The sequence below is a fragment of the Fibrobacter sp. UWB4 genome, from assembly GCF_002210345.1.
Taxonomy (GTDB): Bacteria; Fibrobacterota; Fibrobacteria; order Fibrobacterales; family Fibrobacteraceae; genus Fibrobacter.
Window position 1 is genome coordinate 133,829 of the sequence record NZ_MWQI01000006.1, and the last position, 22,865, is coordinate 156,693.

Sequence of the window (22,865 nt, forward strand, 5' to 3'; positions counted from 1 at the left end):
TAAGAGGTTTTTTATGAATAAAAAGTTTTATGTTGGAACGCTAGCTTTTGGTGTTGCTGCAAGTTTTTGGGCTTGTGGTAGTGGTGATATTTTGAACCCAAATAATGGCGACGATATTATGGGTCTCCCGATCAACTACGAAGATGGCGTAGCTGCTGACAATAGTCTTAATGAAGCCGTGATGAATTCTACCAACTGCCCAGAATGTTTTGTAAGTGTTCAGCCTAGTTCTTCATCTAGGGGGAGAGTGAGGTCTTCGAGTTCGGTAAATCCTGGCCTTTCTTCGTCCCGCTATTCCAGCGCTATAGTTAATTCTTCTTCCTCTATACCTGGCTATGTAAGTTCTTCATCTACGACGAATCCTCCGCCTTCTTATTCGTCGAGCGCTGTTGTGGTTTCTAGCTCTTCTATACCTTCTGGTCCGATTTCGGATATCGGAACTTGCCATCCGGATCTTGCTACGATCTCTAAGGGTGGAACGGCTACATGGGTGTTTGACCAGGATGCAAGCATTTCCGCTCTTAAGTTGCTGAAGGCGAAGTTCACATGGACGTTTGAGGGCGGTACGCCTCCGACTATTGAAGTTGATGGTGCTAATGGTACTGAACAGAAGGTCAAGTACGTCAATTCCGGTAAGTATGGTGCTTCGGTTGTCGTAAGCTTTACTGATGGTGCTCATGTTGTGCCCTGTAGTCCGCTACAGGTGAATGGTGAACCGATTTCTTGTAAGTGCACTGGTGCTGGCGGCGATGTCACTACCGATGCCGGTGTAGCTACATGGACCGCTACTTGCACTTCTGCTGCTAACATCATTGATTATGAATGGGATGGCGTGTCTGCAGGTGCGACGGGCGTTACTGGTACTCACACCTTTACGAAAAAGGGCCAGTCCTATGCTCCAGTTCTTAGAGTAAGCAACGATGATAATTCTGTCGAGACAGTGACCTGCCCGGCTATTATTGCTTCGGATGCAAACATTCCGGACTATAAGATTGAAACGACGCAAGATAAAGTTGAATTTGACAAGGTTGGCGAATTTACTTTGGTGGCCGACTTGCCGCAGAATTGGCATAATGATGCGACAACTTGCACCTTGGTCTGCCAGGGTGGAAATTCGCCGTATGAATTGACTATCGACGGCATTGAAGTTTCTGGTACGAACTATCAGGACATTAAGGGCAAGATGCTTGTTGCTCATACTGTTGGTAAGTATCCGATCCCGGTAAAGGTGACAAAGATCGCTGCTGGTGAAACCGTCTCTTGCGGTGTTAACTGGTAACAGTTGTGAAATTCTAAAAAAGACCTCCCGCATGGGAGGTCTTTTTGTATGCTCTGTCATTCTGAAGCGCGGCTTCGTCTTGCTCATAAAAATCTTGCTCATAAAAGGAAAGCCCGCTTTCGCGGGCTCCAATGACCAAAGACTATTGACCAATAACTAATGACTACTCTTTCTCTCCCTTGAACTTCGCAAGGAACGTCTTTGTTTCGTTCGCGACAATGCCAGAGAGAAGTATTAGCGCCACAAGGTTCGGGAATGCCATCAGACCGTTAAAAATGTCGGCGCTTGTCCAGACGGCGCTGACCGTGAGGTATGGTCCGATGAAAATGGCGAAGATGTAGACCCAGCGGTAGGTGAGAATCGCCTTCTTGTCCTTGCGGCCGAGCAGGTACTGCAAGCACTTTTCAGAGTAGTAGGCCCAGCCAAGAATCGTCGTGAACGCGAAGAACACGAGAGCTATTGCAAGGAAGTACGGGGCGATCACGGCACCGCCTGGGATAATGGCAAGGCCGCGGGAGAATGCTTCCATCGTGATGTTTACGCCTTCGAGTCCGAGCTTCGGATCCCAGGCGCCCGAGACGACAATCGCAAGGCCGGTCATCGTACAAATGATAATCGTGTCGAAGAACGTGCCTGTCATGCAAACAAGACCCTGACGCACAGGTTCCTTTGTCTTTGCTGCGGCAGCTGCAATCGGTGCAGAACCGAGGCCTGCTTCGTTACTGAAAATGCCACGAGCGATGCCTTTCTGCATTGCAATGAAAATGGAACCGACAACGCCGCCGGTGACTGCAGACGGATTGAAAGCTGCCCTCACAATCGTTTCGATTGCGGAGGAAATCTGCGAGAAGTTGAGGAGCAAAAGGAGAATGCAAGCGATGATGTAGATGATTGCCATGATAGGAACAATGTACATCGAGACTTTTGCAATGCGCTTGAGACCGCCGATGATGACTGTTGCCGCAAAGATCGTGACGAGGAGGCCTGCGATAGCTGTCGTGACACTCACGGAGTTTCCGCCGATGTTGACAAATTCAGCGGCATTCGGAGTGAGACGCGCCATGGCGCTCGTGATGCCATTGACCTGCGTGATGGTGCCAATGCCGAGGAGGCCTGCGGCCATGCCAAAGATGGCGAATATCACGGCAAGCCATTTCATGTTCCAGCCAAAGCGTTCCTTGATACCCGTTTCGATGTAATAGAACGGACCGCCGAGAACCTTGCCGTCCTTGTCTACTGTGCGGTACTTGACGGCGAGCAGGCCTTCGGCATACTTTGTTGCCATGCCGAGGAAAGCGGCGACTTCCATCCAGAAGAGGGCGCCCGGGCCACCGGTGCCGATAGCGGTTGCCACGCCGACGATGTTGCCTGTACCGATCGTGGCGGCAAGAGCCGTGCAGAGAGCACCGAAGCTAGAAACTTCGCCTGCGCCGTCCTTTTCGCTGTGCGCCATGAAGCGGAGCGCGTTGTGCAAGTTCATGACTTGCAGGCAGCCAAGACGGATGGTGAGGAGGATGCCTACAAAGAGAATGATGACAATGAGGGGAACGCCCCAGACGTACCCATCGATAGCATCGAGAATGGAATTGAGTGTTTCCATAAAGAATCCTTGATGTTAAGGGGTTTTGCTTCAAAGTTAGAAATAATGCTTGATGGTGTGAAGCTTTTTTTGCTGCTTTTTATAGACTTGTTCTATGACCGAAAAAATTGGATTGCGTTTGTTACGGCAAGTGTAAAAAATCCTGGCGTAAAACCAGGATTTGTAAAAGACGGAGCTGTTGAAGCCGCTTGGCGACTAGGGCTACGGCTAAATTGTAGTTAGAGAATCAACTTCGGCGTTGTAATCTACGCCTTCGATGTCGAAACCGTTTGTTGCGAGAAAATCGTGACGGTAGCCTTCGAGATCGCCGACCTCGGCGAGGTTCTCTTGCGTGACGGTCGCCATGCGTTTGTCCACTTCGGCCTGGACTTTCGGGTCCAATTCGTAGTCATCGATGCGGATGAGGTGATTCTCGTCTGTCGGAACCTTGGAACCCGTATAAAGTCTTTCGGTCATCAAGCGTTCCATCTGCTCGATGCATCCTTCGTGATTCCCCATTTCCTTCATGACCTTGAAGAGCACGGAAATGTACATCGGGATGATGGGAATGACGGCGCTGGAACGAGTGACAAGTCCTTTGTTCACAGAGACGTAGGCTTCGCCGTGGAGGTCGTTTTGCAATTCGCTGTTGAGTTCAAGCGCGGTTGCTTCGAGATGCTTCTTGGCGCCGCCGATTGTACCGTCGCGGTAGATGGCGTGCGAAAGCTTCGGGCCGATATATGAATAAGCGACGGTCTTCACGCCTTCGGCGAGAACGCCTGCCTCCTTGAGCTTGCGTACCCAAAGCGCCCAGTCTTCACCGCCCATGACTTTAACTGTATTGGCCACTTCTTCGGCGGTGGCGGGTTCTGCGCTGATGGTGCTGATCTTTCCGCTGAGGCAGTCGATTGTGGCGCCTGTGAACACTTGGCCGATCGGCTTCAAGACGCTGCGGTAGATCGTTCCGTTGTCTGGATCGACACGCACGGAACTTGCGACACTGTAAACAAGAAGGTCAACTTTCTTGCCCATCTTCTTGAGTGTGTTGATAACGTTTTGGCGCATCTCGTGCGAGAAGGCGTCACCGTTGAATGTCACGGATTCGAGGCCCGCTTCTTTTGCGAATTTGTCGAAAGCCATGTTGTTGTACCATCCCGGAGTTCCTGTCTTTTCGCGGGATTCGCCGATTCCTCCGTCGGAACCTTCCTTTTCGAATGAAACGCCGATGGTTATCGCCTTGTAGCCAAATGCGGCGACTATGCGGCTTGCAAGTCCATAACCGGTAGAGCAGCCGAGGACAAGAACGGTCTTCGGTGCATCGGCGGGAATATTGCGCGTGGTGAATTTCTTTTCGATAAATTCAATTTGGTGTTTGACGTCGGCAGCGCAACCCTTCGGGTGAGCGTTAATGCACATGTTGCTGCGGATCAACGGTTCAATAATCATAGTGGACTCCTAGTTTTTGACGCTCGCAACTTAGCAATAAAAGGCTAGTCGCTATGGCGTAAAAACAAAGTCTTTGAACGTAAAGTATTTGTGTAATAATTATGTAATAATTTAAGAAGTTTGTAAGGCCTTGTGAGTAGAAGATGTGCTAAATATGCGTCTAAAAGTAGAAATGTCGATAAATTTTATACAATGGAATTTGCTATTTTCTGTCATAAAAGTAAAAAGGATCACTAGAGGAAATTATGACTGAAAAAAGTCCTGTTCGTGTACGCTTTGCTCCAAGCCCCACGGGTTACTTGCATGTGGGTGGCGCTCGCACGGCGATTTACAATTACTTCTTTGCAAAACACATGGGTGGTACGTTCTACCTGCGCATCGAGGATACTGACCGTAAGCGCTATAACGAAACTGCTCTTCACGACTTGATGCGTGACCTCAAGTGGCTTGGCCTCCAGTGGGATGAAGGTCCGGGTTGCGAAGGTGACTGCGGTCCGTATTTCCAGAGCGAACGCCTGGATATCTACCATCGCGAAATCAAGAAGCTTCTGGATGCGGGTTGCGCTTACCACTGCTTCTGCACAGAAGAACGCTTGCAGGAAGTCCGCGCCGAACAAGAAAAGTCTCACGTGCCGGTCACAGGTTACGATCGCCACTGCCGTAACATCAGCCGCGAAGAAGCCGAAGCCCGCATTGCTGCTGGTGAAAAGGCTGTTATCCGCTTCAAGGTTCCGGAAACGGGCGTCACGGAATTCGATGACATGATCCGTGGACACATCAGCTACCAGAACGAACTTTTGGATGACCTCGTGCTCATCAAGCGCGATGGCTTCCCGACTTACCACTTTGCAAGTGTTGTCGATGACCACTACATGGGAACGACTCACGTGCTCCGTGGTGATGAATGGATCAGCTCTACGCCGAAGCACGAACTTTTGTACAAGGCTTTCGGTTGGCAACCGCCTGTGTGGTGCCATTTGCCGGTGATTCTTGACAAGAACGGTGGTAAGCTTTCCAAGCGCAAGGGCGCTGCTTCTGTCGGTGACTTCCGCGACCTCGGCTACTTGCCGGAAACGCTTGTCAACTACTTAGCGCTCCTCGGCTGGAATCCAGGTGACGACCGCGAAGTGATGAGCGTCAAGGAAATGATCGACTGCTTTACGCTCGAACGCATTAACCCGAAGTCCGCAAGCTTTGACGAAAAGAAGCTCCAGTGGATGAACGGCCAGCACATCCACATGTGCGATGATGAATTCCTCAAGAACATCATGGTCGAAGGTCTCAAGGCTATGGGCGTTGATACGAGCGCTGAACCGAACGAACGCTTGCTCGAAATCGTAAAGCAGCTCAAGCCTCGTGCACACTTTGTACAGGACCTTGCTACGATGGCGAAGTACTTCTTTGTCGCTCCGACGGAATACGACGAGAAGGGGGCGAAGAAGCATTTCGGTGAAGGCTCCAAGGAAGTCGCGACGCTCGTGCGCGATATGCTTGCTTCCATCGAAGACTTCAAGACTCCGGTGATTGAGAAGGGCTTCTATGAATTGGCAGAACGCTGTGGCCACAAGGTCGGTGAACTGGTGGGCGCTCCGCGCCTCGCTGTTTCCGGTGTGACTGCGGGTCCTGGCCTCTGGGAAATGTTCGAAATTATCGGCAAGGAAGAAGTGCTCCGCCGAATGGATGTGGCTTTGCCGCTGATGAAATAGTTTTAAGCTATGGGGGCGCTCGTAAACTCGCTTTGGGCTCGCTTCGCTTTGGGCAACCTCAAAGGGAGCCGTAGGCGACCGACCTCATACCCCAAAGGCACGAAGTGCCGACCCCATAGCTAACTATTAACTAGTAACTTTAGAATGCGTCAATATTTTCCATACAGATTATACTCACAGCAGCTGTACTGCAGGCAATGCCGGCAGGCAGTTCGCCATGATATCTGTGCGATGGAAGAGTATTCGACGTATGGTGGCTTGGATCGTGGAATCCCGCTGCTTTGCGTTTGTACGCACTGCGGAACGATCCATGTCGCTTTTTCGCAGGAATTTGCTTTTGGACGTAAGGACGAAGCTCATTCCGAATATGCGAAAGTCTATGGACACAATCGAATTTTCCCGGGTGACTGGCTTTACTTTGACGGGGCGACAAGGCCATGTATTGTTAAAAGCTTTTTCCAGTCCAGAGACCGGGAAGTTGTTGTGTACAAACGGAATGGCATGCCCGATGAAAAGTATGAAGGGCCGAAGATTCCGATAAGTCATGAGGTGGCGCCTGAAGGCTACAGGCTCTTGCCGGCACAGTGTGTGAACACTTTGCTTGGAGATCATGTTTACCATGTCCTCCGCAAACAGTTTGGTGTGGCTGTTGGTGTTGTTAAGGATGATACTAAAGACAAACTTGTGGTAAAGATGGATGATGGGTTGTTGGTCTTTATGAGTTATCCGCGTTATGCGGAGAATCCGCCAAACGACGAGGTTGTTTCCGTTGTGCGTAAACGACTGGAAATTTTGTCGAGCGGACTCAGTGAAGACATCACCATCGAAGCCGGTCAAGGAATTGTTTACTTGCGCGGTTTTGTAAATAGCCTTGCAACAAAACGGGCTATTCAGACAACTGTTGGAGAAATTATGGGACTCCGTGGTTGTGTGAACATGGTCCGTGTCCGTAAAAACTCTAAGATGACCGATGGTGACTTGGAGCGGCGGATCTGGGATGTTTTGGATGATGTTGCACATCCGATTTTTAAGTACAGCGTCAAGGTGAAATCTGGCGCTGCGAAGGTGACTTTCTATTACGAGGACGAAGTCTATCCTGAAGAACTGAAGGCTCGTATTGAAAGTATTCCAGGCATAGTCTCGTTGAATATGCATGGAACTGCAATTTTAAAAAAGAATTTGGGAAAACAAGATCTTTGCCGGAAGATTATGGATAAACTTGCGTCATACCGCTTCTTGAAAAATTCTTTTGTCCATGTTACTTATGTGGGAAAGCGTTTTTTGGTCGAAGGGCGTGTACGCAATATTATTCAGAGAGAGTTTGCACTATTGGCTGTTGCAGGATTTGCGCGGTCGGTGGCGGTGGGTAACCGGTTGAGAATATTAAAAACTTAGGAGTAAAAAGGGGATAACAAATGGCTACAGGCTATGAAAAAATAAGTAAAATCAAGTGTAAACTTCGTGTGCCGATGACGGTTGCAATGCTTGCCGAAGCTATGGATTGTGGTCCGCGAACCATATTCCGCCACTTAAACGCTTTGGAGCAGGAAAACTGTGGCTTGCATAAGTTTAAAAAAAATGGTGAGACTTTCTACGTTATTCAAACGGAACAGAAAGTTGATTTTAACCAGAAAATCGTCAAACAGCTTGAAAGGCTGAAAAAGACGATGAATGACACGACTCCGCTTGACTTGAAGAACAGAAAGCTTATTGACAGTGTCATCTCGTCGATGCAGACAACAGACCCGGATGGCTTTAAGGCAGAAGCGATTACTCTTGATCCGAACTATATCATGGATTATGGCCCGTTCTGCGACCATAAGGCTCAAGACTGTATGGTCTCAAAGCTTTTGTCTGCAATACGCGAAGGCTTTAAGATTCGCATCGTGTACAGAAGCACAAACGAAGGTACCGAAAAGGAAACGAAGGAAGTTTGCCCGATCAAGCTTGTAATGCGTGTGGATACGCTTTACTTGATTGCTGCGGATGAAACTTACGCAGAAACTCATGTTTTCAAGAATTATCTTGTTGAAAATATCATGAGTGTGGCTCAGACGAATAACTGCGCCATGACGCTTCGTGAGCCGTTCTGTGTGTATGATCATTATAAGTATGCTTTTGGCAAGTATGTTTCTACGGACGATCCAGAAACCATTTCGCTTGTTATTAAATCTGGCTGGCTCAAGACTCAGTTTAACAAGTCCCGATTCTCGCCGCCTGCAGAATTTGCCGAAGATAAAGACGGCAATATGATTGTGACATTGAAGCTTCGTTTGACTCCGGACTTTAAGACATGGCTGTTTGGAGTGCTTCCGGATGTGAAAATTTTGAAGCCGGAATCCTTGAAAACGGAAATGCTTGAACGCTTGAAAAATACTTTGAAAGAAATGAAGGCTTAGTGATGGAGTACCATCTTTCTGATTACAACTTTGAATTCCCGAAAGAACTGATTGCGTCCCGTACGGCGGGTAAGGGCAAAACGCGCATTTTGTATTGTCCGAAGAATGGCGGCGAACGCCGCATTATGAAGGCTCCTGAAATTGTCGATTTGTTCCGTCCGGGGGACTGCCTTGTGGTGAACAACACGAAGGTGATACCCGCTCGTCTTTATGGTGAAACTCAATTTGGTGGCCAAGTCGAAGTGCTTTTAGTCCAGGCGCTGAACCCGTCTGAATCAGGCGAGGCTCGCTTTGAAGCGAAAGTGCATCCGGGTAAGGCTTTCCAGGTTGGGCGTGAACTGACGCTTGCTGGAGTGCGTACTTTTGTGGAAGAAGTTCATGAGGAAGACGGTAATCGTGTCTTGCGCTTTGAAAAAACGCCTTCTGAAATGGAAGAGGTCATGAATAGGGAAGGCCATGTTCCACTGCCTCCTTATATTGACCGTCCCGATGATGAAGACGATAAAAAGGCGTACCAGACGATTTTTGCAAAGTATGCTGGCGCCGTGGCCGCTCCGACGGCAAGCCTCCACTTTAGCGAACAAATGCTTGATGACTTAAAGGCCAAGGGCGTCTATGTCGCTGAAGTCACGCTCCATGTGGGGCCGGGAACGTTCCAGAACATTTCTGTCGAAGATTTCACGCAGCATAAAATGCATGGCGAACATTACGAACTCACCAAGGAAAATGCAGACATCATCAACAAGGCTAAACGCGAAGGCGGCCGTATTGTGACTGTCGGCACGACGAGTACGCGCGTGGTCGAGACGATTGCCGATGCGAACGGATTCTTGAAACCGCAAAAGGGCGTGACCTATGCGTTCTTCTATCCGGGCTACAAGTACAAATTGATTGATGGACTTTTAACCAATTTCCATTGGCCAAAAAGTTCTCTCATTTTGCTTGTGTCCGCATTCTATGGCCGCGAAAACACGCTCGACGCATACAAAATGGCCGTAGAGAACAAGCTTAAATTGTTCAGCTACGGCGACGGAATGCTGATTTTGTAAGGGATTACTTTGTAGGCGTTTCGGATTCCATTTCGAGCGCCTGCGGAATCTTTTCGTCCTTGCAAAGGATTTCTTCGCGAATCTTGAATGTGAAGTCCTCCAGATTGTTTTCAAACATCTTCTGGAAGGGCTTCTTTTTTTGTACACGTTCCAAAGCGCAAGAGCAGTAATTGATGCGCTGGATCAGCTTGACTTCGTTGGTCGGCGTATCATGCGAAAAGACGCATTCGTGCATGATGGCGTATTCCATGGAACGGTCATAACGGTATTTGCATTTGTTCGGAAGGTCCGGCTGTGCGGCAATTTTCTCGATGATCTTTTCGGTTGGGATCTTGCTGCTGAACCAGTTATTGGCTTGGTAGCCCAAGAAGAAAAATAGCAAGCAGACGATGATACGGATGGTATTCCTTCTGCGGTATGCCATTCTGTTGAAACTGCGCTCGATGGCTGCAAAAGTCATTGTCGCATGTTTCTTGACTTCGTTCAAATCATCGTTTTCGTTGTTGTTTATGTTGTTGTTTTCAGTCATGCTTCTTCAAGTGCCCATACTTCTGGATAGGTGCGGTACGTGTTTGCATAGTCGAGACCGTAGCCTACCACAAATTTATCTTCAATTTCAAAACCAACGAAGTCGGCATGGAAATCCACCGTTCGTCTAGATTCCTTGTTCAACAGTACGCAAGTCGTGATGGAGGCGGGGGTGTAGTCCGCGAGGGCTTTCACGAGGGAATACATCGTGTTGCCAGTGTCTAGAATGTCGTCAATCAACAGAACGCGCTTGCCCTTGATGTCGAGACCTTCAAGGCCCGAGATATGGACGTTCGCGCTCGGATGGTCGGAATCGCCGTAGCTTGACGCCTTGATAAATGCAATGCGCAATTTCGGAGTCGCGATACGGCGGGACAAGTCGGCGGTAAACATATAGCTGCCAGTCAGTGCAGATAAAATCACGTCGAAATCAAACGCCTTCAGTTCTTGGGCGAGCGAGTCCAGACGCGCGTTTATCTCTCGCGCTGTAATGAGTGGAGCGCTTGGCAGCTTGTACATTAGACCACCTCAAAGTTCAACCATTGGAACATCGGCTTGAGGGCCGCAAACTTTCCGTCTGGTTCTGCCTTGTATTGCTTGTAGATGCTGAAGACGTGGTTTTCAAGAGAAGTCTTGTTGATGAAAAGCTTCAGCCAGTCGGCGACCGTGATGAGGTCGGTGATGTAGTTGAGCGTTTCTTCGTTGAACTTCTTGGAAACTTCGTCAATGAGGAGCGTGAGCTTGTGGAAGAACATGTGACCAAGCCCGCCAAAGCTAAAGTGCGTGTTGAGCGCTGTTGCTTCGTCGATGAGTTCGTGGATCTCTTCGATGGTCGCCTTGTTGTGTTCGTTCAGCAACTGCAATGCGGCATGATGAATTCTGGCGTTGATCTCCACCGTGAGGATTTTGCGCATAGTGTCCGGCAAGGTGTGGTCCGGGTCGGCAAGGCTGTCGATGGAAATGCCATGGTTCAGAGCAAAGCCGGAGAACGACTTTGTGATGTTCTCGAGGTGCTTTTGCGTCGAGAGCAAGTTGATGCGCTTCAAGGAATCGCTCGCGAGATTGCTCATGCGGACAACGTATGCAGTCGGGTAAAGTTCGTGGAGCTGTTCCGTCGTCATGTTCGGATTTTCAACGAACGTGAGAGCGCTTTCCTTTTCTTCGCCCATGGCGACGACGATGTTTACGCGGCTGAGCTGGTCTGTGACGACCAAGTTCGTGGTCACGCAAGATTCGCCGAGATCGTTGTCTTCGTAAGAAGTGCGTACAAGCGTCTGGCGACGGCGGGACGCGATCTTTGTAGCCGTGATGCGGGAATCCTTGTTGAGGTAGTCTTCTTCAAGTTCGAGGTGGTAAATCGCTGCACGTTCTGCCATCTGCTTGATGACGGACGGGACGTTTTCTTCGGCGTACTTCGTGAAGACTTCGGCGCCGTTCCACTTGTGTTCGTTACTTGTGGCACGGGCGAGGATGTACAGAATTTCGCTCTTGAGGTTGTCGCCCATCGGGAGGAACGGCTTCAAGAGTTGCATCGCACGGAGTGCATAACGCATGTTCTGCACCGGTTCCAGACCTTCGATATCGTTGAAGAACCAGCCGCAGCTCGTGAAGCTGAATAGGCAGAACTTCTGGATTTCGAGGAGTCGAATGGCCTTGGCGCGGTCTTCTTGCTTGCTGTAATCCTTGAGCGTTTCCTTGAGGTATTGTTCCTTGCGGGATTCGTCTTCGGGCGCAACGATCACTTGGATGTAGTTGTTGCGGGCTTCCCATGGATCGATCTTAGAAATCTTTTCGAATTCGCGAACGAAGATGTTGTCGGCGACTTCCTTGAGATGGTTGAAGGCGTCGCGGAGCGGGCCTCTCCATTTCTGGTTCCAGTCGGCGCCACCTCCGGTGGAGCAACCGCAGTCTCTGTACCAGCGACCGACTCCGTGAGCACAGCTCCATGCACAGCCTTCGCCGTAGAAATTCTTGAGTTCGACTTCGTGCTTGGGCGGGAACTTTTCGAGGAACCAGCCGTAGTTTACCGGAACCATGTTGTTCTGCGGAGCGAACTTGTTGTAAAGCCATGCGGCGCACATGTCGCCAAACGGTTCGTGGTGGCCGTAAGATTCGCCGTCAGTGCCGATGCTTACGAGTTGAGGCTCGCTGCGATTGGCGTCCCAGGCGCTTTCAATGCGGTGTCCGAATGTTCCTGCGTCGCGGAGCAAGTGCTCGAAGCCGACGGCGCTCGAAAGCCACGGATTGTAGAAGAATACGTCGAGGTAACCGTCACAGACGAGGTTGCCATCCTTGTCGCGTGGGTAAATGCGGTACGGGCGCGTCGTGTCGATGTTCGTGTTGCTGCAATCGGTCCACTTCTTGTCGCCAAACTTGCGGAACTTGTCGGCTTGCGTGGGCGAGAGAATGGTGTATTTGATGCCGGCTTTGATAAGTTCAACAACGGTCTCAAAATTGATGGCGGTTTCGGCAAGCCACATGGCTTCGGGCATGCGTCCGAAATGGAACTTGAAGTCTTCAATGCCCCAGCGGATTTGTGTACGCTTGTCCTGCGCACTTGCAAGCGGCATGATGATGTGGTTGTAAACTTGAGCAATTGCGTTACCGTGCCCGTTCATGCGTTCCTGGCTGCGCTTGTCGGCGTCTTGAATGCGCTTGTAGGTGTCGGGCGTATTGGTGCGGATCCAGCCCATAAGAGTCGGGCCGATGTTAAAGCTCATGAAATCGTAGTTGTTTACGATATCGACAATTTTGCCTTTAGAATTTAAAATACGGCTTGCGGAGTTCGGGCTATAGCACTCGCTTGCAATGCGTTCGTTCCAGTCGTGGAACGGACGTGCGCTTGGCTGGTTCTCGATAACGCCAGTCCAAGGGTTTTCGCGAGGGGGCTGATAAAAATGTCCGTGAATGGTAAAGTAAAGGGGGTTCTTTTCGGTCATGGCTTAAAAATAGAAAAAAGGTTCAAAAGTGAACCTTTTTTTTAGAATACATGTTACAGCGCACACTATTTTAAGCGTAATATCTGCATTGTGTTGTGTTTGTCGATACTCGCTTTGATGATGTAATTTCCGGAGGCGATGGATTGAAGGCTTAAATCATGAGTTCCTGCCGAAATATGACCTTGCATAAGCGTTGCGACACGGTGGCCAGTCAGGTCAAAAACGGTGACGGTGGCGCGGCCATTTTTATTCGTAAAAAGCGAAAGCGACTTGCCGTTTATGGCTAGACTTATGTTGTTTGTTACAATGCGCTTTGATCCAAAATTGCGGACGGTGACCTTATCCCAACCGGGCATGTTGTCAAGGGCGATGATGCGCTTGTCGTCGAGGTTCCTCTTCCACATTTCTGTGGTCGTCTTTTCCAGGAAGTTCCCGCTCCAGGTCTGGCTCCAGGTCATCCAATAGCTCCAATTGGCCTTGTCTTCGGCAATGCTATCGATGTCCGGGATGGCGCCGTTTTCGCTCAAGGCGATCATCTTGTTCGTGCCCACATCGCTCACAATTTTATTGTAGTAGTTTGCACCGGAATTGTGGTCGTTGAGCGGGTCATAAATGTCAACTGCGACAATGTCCACGTAATCGTCGCCCGGATACCAACTTGCATTGAGGGCTGAGTAATCGTAACCGAATTGCGGGTCGGTATTGATGTTCCAGACCCAAAGCAAATTCTTGAGGCCGTTTGTCTTTACCATGCGGTCAAAGACGAGTCGGTAAAGCTGTTTGTAGCAGTCGCCACTGCCGACTCCCCACCAGAACCAGCCACCGCTTGCTTCGTGAAGCGGGCGCCAGATAACGGCGACATCTTTCTCCTGCAATTGCTTGAACAGTGCAGAAACTTTATCAATATCGCTTACGATGTCCTTGTATTCCTGAGAGGCTTCGTTGATTTCCTTGCAAGTGGAATCCTTGAATGCCTTGGTGTAGTTGAAGCACGTGTTGCTTTCGCTAGAACCCTTGGCGCCGTTGGCGCAGCCGCTGCTGCGGTAGCCGTTCATGGGGTAGGTGTCTTTTGTGTAGAACACCGTGTCTTCGCCGACTTTCCAATGCCATGTGAATGTCGGGATGCCGCCCAACTTCCAAAGTTCTTCTGCCATCAGGAGGTTGTTTTCGGAATAGCCTCTGAACCAGCCTTCATCGGAATGTCCGCCGGCGGCAAAGAGCATATCAAAACCGCCAATGGCGGGGTAGTGCCCGGAACGCTTGTAGAATTCGGCAATGTCCGTCTGGCCTTTCCACGAGACTTCGGCGTCGGTGTACTTGCAGGAATCGGCAGGAGTGCAGCCTCCCGGCGGAATGAGCCGCATGTTGCCGTAATCGTAGTTGAAATTCTGGTCGCTAATCATCATGCCGCTAAGCGTTGCCTTCGTAAAGTTCTCGCGCAAGAACGAGAATACTTTGCGAGCAGATTCTGTCGCGTTGGGCGTGACGGGCGCGGTCCCGATTTTGTATTCCGGGTCGGGGTGGCGCTCAACGGTGATGTTGTCTACGCCAATCGCCTGGTTTCCGACCGTAATCTTGTTTTCGCCGACTTTCATCTTGGCAGATGCGGATACGACGTAGCTTGAATCGCAATTGCGCGGAGTCGTGAGCATGGAGCCTACATCGACGCCGTTGACCGTGATTTTAGAAGTAATCCAGTCGTACTGCTTGATGAGAACTTTCGTGGTAATATCGTAAACGGCGGTCTCTTCGACTTTGACCGTAAACGTGATGCCGCTTGCGTCTGCGGGCTTAGCGTATTTGCCTCCGGAGAAGTCTGCGCCTTCGGCTACTGTTACGCCGTTCAAGTCCTCGGCTTCGTAAGTTGTCGGTGCCGCGTAAACTGATGTTGTAGCGACTGCTGTGGCAAAAGCCATTGCGGAACAAGCGCCCGCGAATAATTTACATCCCATAATCACACTCCAAATTTATATTACTTCACCAAAATTTTCCCGTTCTGCGCAAAGCCTTTTCCTTGCACTTTCACGAGGTATTGCCCGGCTGCAATTCCATTCAAGTTGATGCTTGCGCTTGCACCGTTGATGGCACGACTCATCACTTGGTTGCCTTGCATGTCGAAAATCGCGACTCTTGCGGTTGCGCTGGCAGCAGCGCTCGGAACGCTAATTTGCAAATTCTTTCCGATAATAGACAAACTTGCGGTACCCTTCTGCGTATGTAACGTGTTCTTGATTCCCGTTGTCGGCGGCGGGACGATTTCGTACTTGTCCCAGCCCGGCATGTCTTCGAGTGTCAAGGTGTATTCGTTGTTCATCACGATTTTCCAGCTTTCGGCGTTGTTGTCGTTAGCCCAGCCTTCCATCGCGTAGTCACCGTACCAAGGCATGAACCAGCTCCAGTTGGCGCCATCGGCCTTCATTTCGTCAGGGTAGGGCACGGAACCGTTTTCGCTGAGCGTAACGATCTTTCTCCCGCCGAAAATTTCCTTGACGGTTTCGAAACTCCCGACAAGGCTAGAGTGGTTTGATTCGCGCGGGTAGTAATAGTAGTCGCGGCCCACAACGTCCACGTATTCATCGCCCGGGTACCAGTCGAGTGCGTCGGTCGCTTCGTCGGTGGTCCATACCCAAATTAAGTTGTGCAAACCCTTCTGGTTTACGAAAATGTCGAACATGAGCTTGTACAAAGCGACGCAGGGCTTTGCACCATCGGTGCCCCACCAGAACCACTTGCCGCTTGCTTCGTGGAGCGGGCGCCAAAGAACGGCGACACCTTCTTTTTGCAAAGACAAAAGCGAGTCGGCGATCATTTCCATATCGCGGACAATTGCCTTGTATTCTGCACTTTCTGTTTTCCACTTGTCGGAGGCCTCATCATAAGCCTTGGTAATGCTGAATTCCGTGAAAGGTGTGTTGCCGCTAGATTCGGTGTAGAATGCTTCTACATCGTGCATCGGGTCTTTCCAGTGCCAGTTGAATTGCGGAATGCCGCCTGCTTTCCAGACGGTCTTTGCCATTTCGAGCGAAGCATGCGTGTAACCCTGATACCATTGCTGGTCGGAATTCTTGCCTGAGGCGTGCAAAAAGTCAAAACCGACGAGGACCACGTTCTTGCCGCTCGCCTTGTTGATGTAGCTGAGTTCGGTTTGTGTTTCGTAGTTTTGCGGGGTGTACTGGCCGTTGTTTTCGAACGGGCGTTCCGTCATGACGCCGCTAATCACGTGCTTGCCGAAATTGTTGAGCAAAAAGTTGTAGAGTTTCTGTGCGCTTTCGGTAGGCTCCGGCGTGACAGGCTTCGGTGAAATGTTCCACGGGCTTGCTTCGTATTCCGTGAGTTCGATGTAGTCGAGGTTGACCCAGCCCCAGCTGTGGATTATGCCGATCTTGTTTTCGCCTGCGGTGAGCTTGATTTTGCCCGCGCCCTTGATGGTCTTGAAATCGTCAGATGTGCCGAAAGAAATCTGGCCGGCAGAAACATCGTTGACGGTCAAGTTCTGGATTTTGTTGCCCGATTCTGTTGGCAATTGGTAATTGGCCCATAGCGTGTAATAGCCTGTGGCGGTTACAGTCACCTTGAATTCCAGGTTGCCTTCTTTCATCTGGACGAACTTTCCACCCGATGCATTTGCATCTTCGGAAACGACGACTTTGTGATCATTGGCAAGGACGGCGTCTTCGGCTTCTAAGCGGATGGGGGAGGCGGCAAAAGCGGAACCCGCAAGTGCTGCGACAGTTGCCGTAGCGACAAAATTTGTGTAATTAAAAGTCTTCATAAACATTCCATATCTCCAGCTGTAAATCTATATTTTTGAACCCCAAATTCAAAGGATTTTCGTCACTACTTTCTTTCAAAACGCAGGATTGTCATGCCCGACTTGATCGGGCATCTCCTTCTTGTGAAAGCAATAAAAAAAGTCCCGTTTTTCGCGGGACTCTCGAAGCTTCTTGTTACTTCACAATCACGGGCTGCGTCGTGGTGATTCCAGCGCCTTTCATGCGGACGATGTACTGTCCCTTCGGCATGTCGGCAAGGCTGAACACGTAATTGCCTGCGCCTAGCATTCCGTTAAAGAGGGTCGCGACGATTCTTCCGTTCATGCCGAATACGTCAACGCTGACCTGGCCTTTCGCCTTTGTGTTGAGCATAATCTTGTTGCCGCTGATGGTGAATTTGGAGGTTGCTGCGAGCTTGTTCTTGGAAATCGTGGTTCTTCCATAGGCGTAGTTTTCATCGAAGACAATCCTGATTTCTGGAATCATTTCTTCGGTGTTTTCGTAACCGCGCTTGAAGGCGTCGTACTTGTCGGTGTTGAAGTCAAAGAGCGTCGTGGCGCCAGCCTTGATGTCATCGTAAATCACCGTGCCGGTGTAGCCTGCGGCATAGTTTGCAAATGTGATGCTGAGGGTCTTGTTGCGGTCGGCAAAGCTAGAAATGTCAATGGAGCAAGTGACCTTTTCGCCTGCCGGAACCTTGCAGCTGCCGTCCGTTTCGGTCCATGTCCAGGAATCCGTAAGCTTGAAAATCAAATAGAGGTCTGCGTCCGATGCGCCGTTGTTCTTGGCTGTCCAAGTGAAAGTCGTTGCGCCGGAGAGGTCCCAGCCGCCCTTGTTCTGGTATTCCACCTGGGCGTTATCTCCACCGTAAGTCACGGCCATCATGCCGTTTCCACCGGAACCGCCTTCAATGTTCACGTCCTTGATCTTGATGCTTGCCTCTTCTTTTGCGGCGAGAGCAGTCATTGCCTTGAGCGCCGGATCAATCGTGTAGCTGTAACCACCAAAGTTAGCTTCGGTCTTGTCGCCGATGTACTGCCAGGCGAGAGCGCCTGCGTAACCGCCGTCAAAAGCTTTGCGGTAGCATTCTTCCGTGGTAATCTGCGTCTTGGCAGCCATGCTTGCCGTATAGGTGTCGCCTGCCCAGCCGCTTGCCGGGAATTCGCCAATAATCATCGGCTTGCTGTCGTAGCTGTACTTTGTTGCCATTTGGGCCGCCGTATTCACGAACGGACTCACAGCATCGTTTTGCCAGTACGGGTAGTAATGTGTCTGGAAAAAGTCGAGTGTACCGTTTGCCTCGCCGCCCGCAGCGATAAGCGCAGCATCGTTCCAGTGCTTTTGATACTGGATGTTCACGCTACCCGTCGAAACGAGAAGTTCCGGGTTCGTCGTGTGAATTGCCGCTGCGACCTTGTTCGTAAACTTCTGGATTTTGGCAAGAGCCATCTTCTTGGTGGTCCAGCCGCTGCATTCGCTCGTCATGCCTTCCGGCTCGTTAAAGACTTCCCAAGTCATGAGTGCCTTGTGATTGCCTATGGCTTTCACAACCGGAATCAAAACGTTGTCTATAAAAGCCTTAGTTCCTTCGTCTTCGAAAAGGAGCGTATTTGCCGTGATGTCAAGCTTTTCGTTGTAAAGACCCCACTGGTTCGGTTCCATCAAGTTGTGGCTGAAAAGGCACATCGAGACCATTACGCCGTATTCTTCGGCAATGTCCAAAGCCTTCTTCATGTTCGCAATAGTGTTTTCCTTAGGACCCGTGACCAAATGCGTGGACTCGTCAATCGTCGGACTCTGGCTCATGTTGTTGAAAAGCCACCAGCGGATTGCGTTACCGCCTGCGGCACGTGTGCCTTCCACGGCCTTGCGCCAAGCATTTTCGTCAAGCGGGGAGGCTCCCACGTCGGAGTTGTAGTCGCTCCAGGCGAGGTTTGTGCCCGAGAAGAAAATCTTCTTGCCGTTGTATTGGAGATCCGTGCCGTTTACGGTGAGTCCCGGTGCTGCAAAAGCGGCGGTTCCGAGAAGCGTTGCGGCGATTAAAGTCTTGAAGCTATTCATAGAATATCCTTGTTTTTCTTTGAAACTAGATAAATAACGATGAAATAGGTCTATCCCGACTTTTGAGTGTTGACAAAACAGTGGAAAATGTCCACACCCCCAAACATCCTAAATATCGTTAATAGAAAAATAGATTCGATAAAAATGAAGTCAAGTTGCTCTGTGATAAAATGCAATTTCTTCAGGGAAATGTAAGCGGAATAAATGCTTTATTTGGCGATTTTGGGGTGAAAAGTGACGAAATGCACACACGAGAAAAGGCAGCCGCTTTCGCGACTGCCTTTGTGTATTTAGCTTTTTGTGTTATAATCTACTTGAGGAGGACCTTCTGGGTGGCGTTAAACCCTGCGCCCTTGGCGCGGATGATGTACTGACCTTTGTTGAGGCCCTGGAGGCTGAACGTGTGGCTGCCTGCGCTGAGGTTGCCGCGGTGGAGTGTCATAACGCGCTTGCCGATCATGTTGAACACGTCGATGCTTGCAAAGCCGGAGGTGTTTGCGGTGAGCGAGACGTTTCCGTTCTTGACGCTCATGCTTGCCTTCTTTGCGGCGGCAATCGGCTTGATTGCGGAAGTGCCTGCCGGCGTACCATCCTTGTTGTAAAGTTCGATGCTTGTGATGTGGCCCTTGCTCTGGTCTGCGGCCGAGAAGAGTTCTGTCTTCTTGTTGAATCCGTTGATGATGATGCCGTTGTCCGTGACCATGTTGTCGAAGAGCACCGTGCCAGAAAATCCGTTTGCGCCTGCCAAGATGAAGGTGACGGAGAAGAGGTTGTCGAGGTCCATCGGGTGTTCAACGCCTGCGTCGTCGGTGTAAGTCTCGATGGCAAATTCACAAGTGGATTTTGCACCGTCGTTGAGCCAGCAACCATCAGACGGGGACTGTTCCCAAGTCCAAGCCTTGTCCTTGGAACCGTCGCGGACAAATGCCATGCCGATCCAGATGCCGTTCATTTCGCCACCAGAACCCTTGTTTTCGATCGTGACGGCGATGCTCTTTGCGCCGGTCAAGTTCGGGACTTTCTTGAATTCGATATTTGCGCCGCTATCGTTGATGGCCTTGTAGGTCACGCCCATGAGGAGGTCTACATTTCCGGAATTTGCCTTGGCTGTGTCTGCACCGAATTTGGCGTTCTGCGTAGATGTCGGGCAAGCGTTAGTTGCTGCGGCTGCTTCGTTGTAGTTGTCCCAGCCCGGCATTTCGTCGAGGGTGATGATGCGTTCGTCGGCGAGGTTCTTCTGCCATACGCTTGCTGCGGTCTGGCTTACGTAGCCTGCTGACCAGGAATCGTACCACGGCATCCACCAGCTCCAGGTAGCGCCATCTTCGTACATCTTGTCAACGTCAGGAATCGGGCCGTTTTCGCTGAGCGAGATGATCTTGTTGGTGCCGGCCTTGTTCGTGAGGTCGATGAATGCGGAGCTGTTGCTCTGGTGATCGTTAGCGGCGTTGTAAATGTCGACGCTCAAAATGTCATAGTAGGTTTCGCCCGGAGTCCAGGACATCATAGCGGCGTCCTTCGGGTTGAAGTCCCAAATGAGGTTGTTTACGCCGTTCGTGAAGACCATGCGTTCGTAGAGCAACTGGTAAAGGGCTGCGAACTGCTTGCCCGTGTGGGTGCTCCACCAGAACCAGTTACCACCGGATTCATGGAGCGGGCGGAAGATGGCGGCGACGCCTTCTTTCTGGAGGTCAAGGAAAATCTTGGAGACGAGGTCAATATCTGCGACGATGGCCTTGTAAGCTGTGGAGAGTGTATCCCAAGTGGTCGTGCCCGTGACAAATGCTTCGGTGAAGTCGAATTCGGTATAGGTGTCGTGAGCGCCCTTGACGTAGAATTCCACTTCGTCACCCGGACGCCAGTGCCATGTGAATGCCGGAATGCCGCCCTTCTTCCAGGTGGTCTTGGCAATGTCGATTGCCTTTTCGGTGTATTCCTGGAACCAGCCGTCGTTCTTGTTCGCGCCCGTGGCGTTCATGAGGTCGGAGCCGACGAGTGCCGGGTACTTGCCGCCAGCCTTGAATACGGCCTGGACGTCTTCGTGCTGGGAGAAGTCGCCTTTGGTGTAGGCGTCCATGTTGCCGGTCATCACGCCGGAAATGGTCTTTTTGCCGAAATTGTTGACGAGGAAGTTATAAAGCTTGACGGCGGACGGGGTTGCCGTTTTGGTGATCGGGGCGTTGCAGAGGTTGAACGCCTTGGCTTCGTAGCCCTTGACTTCGATGTAGTCGAGGTCGATCCAGCCCCAGCTATTGGTGATGGCGATGGTGTTCTCGCCGGCTGCAAGGTTCATGACCGTTTCGACGTCGGCGAATTTGCCCTTATCGGTCACGTCGAATGTCACGGCGGAGGAGGCTCCGCCGACTTCGACGTTGTTAATCTTGGATCCGCCATAATTGTTCATGTAATGGAGAACGATGGTATATTTGCCTGCTTTTTCGACGGTCACCTTGGAAAATGTGATGTCGCCGCCGTTCATCTTGACATATTTACCGCCGGAAGCGGCTGTGTTAGAGGCTACGGCTGCGTCTTTGGTGATGGTTGCGTCTTCGGCTTCATACGGGGCCGCGAAGGCGGTGCAGGCGACTGAAAGGCCGCATGCGAGGAAAACTTTCTTAAAATCCATGTTCTCTCCTTAAGATACGTGTTCTCAAAATATATTGAAAAAAGCAAAAATGCAATAGCATTTTTGCTTGAAAGGAAAAAATATGTTTACGGGCATTTTTGGATGCCTTTTGGGCCCGTTTTTTAGCGTTTTTGGAACTTTGCCCCGAAAGTGAATGTGCGGCTTTCGCCCGGCTTGATGATGATTAAGTCACGGTGATGGTTTAAAGTATCGGGTTCTGCGGTCATCGGTTCGATGGCGATGCTCATACGGTCAGGCGGTGTGTAAATCTGGATGGCGTTGTATTGTTCATCGCCTGCCTTTTGCCAAATCTGGAGCGATTTGGTGTCGCTTTTGAGTTCTACAGTGGCTAAAATGTTCTCAAAATTTTTCTTGTTCTTGAGAACAAAGGTTCCGTTGCCCTGGTTTAAGCAGAAACAGTCGTTGATGAACTCGTCGTTGATGAGGCGCCCGCCCACGAAACGGGTATCCGGCTTGAATTCGCCTGTCGGGATGTCGGCCTTGTCGAGAATTGCGAGGTTTGATTCCGGGAGGGTCATCTGGAGGCCGTTGATTTTTTCACCGAGCGTGTAATAGGGGTGCCAGCCTTCGGAATAGGGAAGGTCGCATTTGCCGATGTTCGTGACGGTCGATTCGACAGTGTAGCTTTCGCCTGTGAACGTGATCTTGTTGACCGCGCGGAAGGGAAACGGGAAACCCGTAAATGCACCCGGCCAGTCGATACCGAATGTCGCGACGCATTTTTCGCTATCGCTTTCGAAACTCAGGAGGTTCCATTCTTTGTTCTGCAAAAAGCCGTGGAGGGCATGCGGTGCCCAGCTCACGTTGTTCACGAGCTGGTAATCGCTCCCGTTCCAGTTGAATTTGGCGTATGCCACGCGTCCCGGGAACGGGGCGAGTCTGCAACCTGCGTTTGTGTCGGGGCCCATTTTGAAAATGTCGTCGCCCTCGCGGTAGCCGAAAAGGAGGTCCTGGAGTTTGCCGTTATTGTCAGGAAGGCGCCAAGCGTTGAGGCCTGCGCCATAACCGCTCAAAATTTCGAATTCAGCGCCGTCGTCACGCTGCAAAACAAAGCACTGCACAGTGCCCAAAGGACGGGAAATAAGTTTGAAGTTGCTCATATCGTTGTTGCTAGTTGATAGTTATTAGTTATTAGAGAATTTAGTAATTAGACGAGAGAACGCTCGCAGGCTTGCTACAGACGGGAGCCTGTTTAAATTACTGCATTTTTCTCTTGATTTTGATTTTTTGCCGTTTTTTACGTCAAAATGATGGGGAAATTTCGTTTTTTGACGTAAAATTTTATACAAATTAACTGATTTTGGCTGAGAAATCCCGATTTTGGTAGCGTCGGGCTGCTTTTCCCTTCAAAAAATTGCCTGTTTCGTCAGTTTTTTGAAAAATTTGCCTCCAATATCTCGCAAATTTCTCAAGATATTATAGACAACGTTGAAATTTTACGTCAATTTCTTTGAAAATT

The 22,865-nt window shown here is 50.3% G+C and carries 15 protein-coding genes; 5 read left to right on the forward strand and 10 right to left on the reverse strand.

Going from position 1 to position 22,865, the window contains the following annotated elements; translation table 11 throughout:
- Positions 1 to 13: 13 nt before the first annotated feature.
- A complete protein-coding gene (locus B7990_RS10480; RefSeq protein ID WP_088640902.1) occupies positions 14 to 1,279 on the forward strand; it encodes a PKD domain-containing protein in 1,266 nt (421 codons plus the stop codon).
- A gap of 163 nt (positions 1,280 to 1,442) precedes the next feature.
- Here the strand turns inward: B7990_RS10480 and B7990_RS10485 are convergent, their stop codons facing one another.
- Positions 1,443 to 2,879 carry a sodium:alanine symporter family protein gene (locus B7990_RS10485; protein WP_088640903.1) on the reverse strand — a complete coding sequence of 479 codons (1,437 nt, stop codon included), beginning with the start codon at positions 2,877 to 2,879 and terminating at the stop codon, positions 1,443 to 1,445.
- 207 nt (positions 2,880 to 3,086) lie between these two features.
- Positions 3,087 to 4,304: an enoyl-ACP reductase FabV gene (gene fabV / locus B7990_RS10495; protein WP_088640905.1), complete on the reverse strand. Its 1,218-nt coding sequence runs from the start codon at positions 4,302 to 4,304 to the stop codon at positions 3,087 to 3,089.
- 245 nt (positions 4,305 to 4,549) lie between these two features.
- Between fabV and gltX the strand changes: the two genes are divergently transcribed.
- The 4 genes from gltX (at position 4,550) to queA (ending at position 9,458) form a co-directional block, all read left to right on the forward strand.
- Positions 4,550 to 6,010 carry a glutamate--tRNA ligase gene (gene gltX / locus B7990_RS10500; protein ID WP_088640906.1) on the forward strand — a complete coding sequence of 487 codons (1,461 nt, stop codon included), beginning with the start codon at positions 4,550 to 4,552 and terminating at the stop codon, positions 6,008 to 6,010.
- A 231-nt stretch (positions 6,011 to 6,241) separates the two neighbouring features.
- Positions 6,242 to 7,405, forward strand: coding sequence for a BON domain-containing protein (locus B7990_RS10505; RefSeq protein WP_254917476.1), 1,164 nt, complete (start codon positions 6,242 to 6,244; stop codon positions 7,403 to 7,405).
- Positions 7,406 to 7,425: 20 nt separating this feature from the next.
- A complete protein-coding gene (locus B7990_RS10510) occupies positions 7,426 to 8,409 on the forward strand; it encodes a YafY family protein (protein ID WP_088640908.1) in 984 nt (327 codons plus the stop codon).
- A 2-nt stretch (positions 8,410 to 8,411) separates the two neighbouring features.
- Positions 8,412 to 9,458: a tRNA preQ1(34) S-adenosylmethionine ribosyltransferase-isomerase QueA gene (queA, locus tag B7990_RS10515; protein ID WP_088640909.1), complete on the forward strand. Its 1,047-nt coding sequence runs from the start codon at positions 8,412 to 8,414 to the stop codon at positions 9,456 to 9,458.
- A 4-nt stretch (positions 9,459 to 9,462) separates the two neighbouring features.
- Here the strand turns inward: queA and B7990_RS10520 are convergent, their stop codons facing one another.
- From B7990_RS10520 to B7990_RS10555, 8 genes are all read right to left on the reverse strand, one after another.
- Positions 9,463 to 9,987 (reverse strand): hypothetical protein, encoded by a 525-nt coding sequence (locus tag B7990_RS10520; RefSeq protein WP_088640910.1) that lies wholly within the window; start codon positions 9,985 to 9,987, stop codon positions 9,463 to 9,465.
- On the reverse strand, positions 9,984 to 10,505 hold the full coding sequence (gene hpt, locus B7990_RS10525; protein ID WP_088640911.1) for a hypoxanthine phosphoribosyltransferase: 522 nt from the start codon (positions 10,503 to 10,505) through the stop codon (positions 9,984 to 9,986). The genes B7990_RS10520 and hpt overlap by 4 nt, the downstream gene beginning before the upstream one ends.
- On the reverse strand, positions 10,505 to 12,925 hold the full coding sequence (locus B7990_RS10530) for a DUF3536 domain-containing protein (protein WP_088640912.1): 2,421 nt from the start codon (positions 12,923 to 12,925) through the stop codon (positions 10,505 to 10,507). Before B7990_RS10530 ends, hpt begins: the two co-directional genes overlap by 1 nt.
- Positions 12,926 to 12,990: 65 nt before the next feature.
- Positions 12,991 to 14,877, reverse strand: a complete 1,887-nt coding sequence (locus B7990_RS10535) for a glycosyl hydrolase (protein WP_088640913.1) — start codon at positions 14,875 to 14,877, stop codon at positions 12,991 to 12,993.
- A gap of 20 nt (positions 14,878 to 14,897) precedes the next feature.
- A complete protein-coding gene (locus B7990_RS10540) occupies positions 14,898 to 16,697 on the reverse strand; it encodes a glycosyl hydrolase (protein ID WP_254917477.1) in 1,800 nt (599 codons plus the stop codon).
- A 175-nt stretch (positions 16,698 to 16,872) separates the two neighbouring features.
- Positions 16,873 to 18,759, reverse strand: coding sequence for a T9SS type A sorting domain-containing protein (locus tag B7990_RS10545; protein ID WP_088640915.1), 1,887 nt, complete (start codon positions 18,757 to 18,759; stop codon positions 16,873 to 16,875).
- Positions 18,760 to 19,069: 310 nt separating this feature from the next.
- On the reverse strand, positions 19,070 to 21,385 hold the full coding sequence (locus tag B7990_RS10550; RefSeq protein WP_088640916.1) for a glycosyl hydrolase: 2,316 nt from the start codon (positions 21,383 to 21,385) through the stop codon (positions 19,070 to 19,072).
- 122 nt (positions 21,386 to 21,507) lie between these two features.
- Positions 21,508 to 22,506 carry an aldose 1-epimerase gene (locus tag B7990_RS10555; RefSeq protein ID WP_088640917.1) on the reverse strand — a complete coding sequence of 333 codons (999 nt, stop codon included), beginning with the start codon at positions 22,504 to 22,506 and terminating at the stop codon, positions 21,508 to 21,510.
- Between the last annotated feature and the right edge of the window lie 359 nt (positions 22,507 to 22,865).

Excerpts from the sequence above, each read along its gene's own strand:
- B7990_RS10480 (WP_088640902.1), top strand. The coding sequence starts at position 14 with ATGAATAAAAAGTTTTATGTTGGAACGCTAGCTTTTGGTGTTGCTGCA.
- B7990_RS10485 (WP_088640903.1), bottom strand. The coding sequence starts at position 2,879 with ATGGAAACACTCAATTCCATTCTCGATGCTATCGATGGGTACGTCTGG.
- fabV (WP_088640905.1), bottom strand. The coding sequence starts at position 4,304 with ATGATTATTGAACCGTTGATCCGCAGCAACATGTGCATTAACGCTCAC.
- gltX (WP_088640906.1), top strand. The coding sequence starts at position 4,550 with ATGACTGAAAAAAGTCCTGTTCGTGTACGCTTTGCTCCAAGCCCCACG.
- B7990_RS10505 (WP_254917476.1), top strand. The coding sequence starts at position 6,242 with ATGGAAGAGTATTCGACGTATGGTGGCTTGGATCGTGGAATCCCGCTG.
- B7990_RS10510 (WP_088640908.1), top strand. The coding sequence starts at position 7,426 with ATGGCTACAGGCTATGAAAAAATAAGTAAAATCAAGTGTAAACTTCGT.
- queA (WP_088640909.1), top strand. The coding sequence starts at position 8,412 with ATGGAGTACCATCTTTCTGATTACAACTTTGAATTCCCGAAAGAACTG.
- B7990_RS10520 (WP_088640910.1), bottom strand. The coding sequence starts at position 9,987 with ATGACTGAAAACAACAACATAAACAACAACGAAAACGATGATTTGAAC.
- hpt (WP_088640911.1), bottom strand. The coding sequence starts at position 10,505 with ATGTACAAGCTGCCAAGCGCTCCACTCATTACAGCGCGAGAGATAAAC.
- B7990_RS10530 (WP_088640912.1), bottom strand. The coding sequence starts at position 12,925 with ATGACCGAAAAGAACCCCCTTTACTTTACCATTCACGGACATTTTTAT.
- B7990_RS10535 (WP_088640913.1), bottom strand. The coding sequence starts at position 14,877 with ATGGGATGTAAATTATTCGCGGGCGCTTGTTCCGCAATGGCTTTTGCC.
- B7990_RS10540 (WP_254917477.1), bottom strand. The coding sequence starts at position 16,697 with ATGAAGACTTTTAATTACACAAATTTTGTCGCTACGGCAACTGTCGCA.
- B7990_RS10545 (WP_088640915.1), bottom strand. The coding sequence starts at position 18,759 with ATGAATAGCTTCAAGACTTTAATCGCCGCAACGCTTCTCGGAACCGCC.
- B7990_RS10550 (WP_088640916.1), bottom strand. The coding sequence starts at position 21,385 with ATGGATTTTAAGAAAGTTTTCCTCGCATGCGGCCTTTCAGTCGCCTGC.
- B7990_RS10555 (WP_088640917.1), bottom strand. The coding sequence starts at position 22,506 with ATGAGCAACTTCAAACTTATTTCCCGTCCTTTGGGCACTGTGCAGTGC.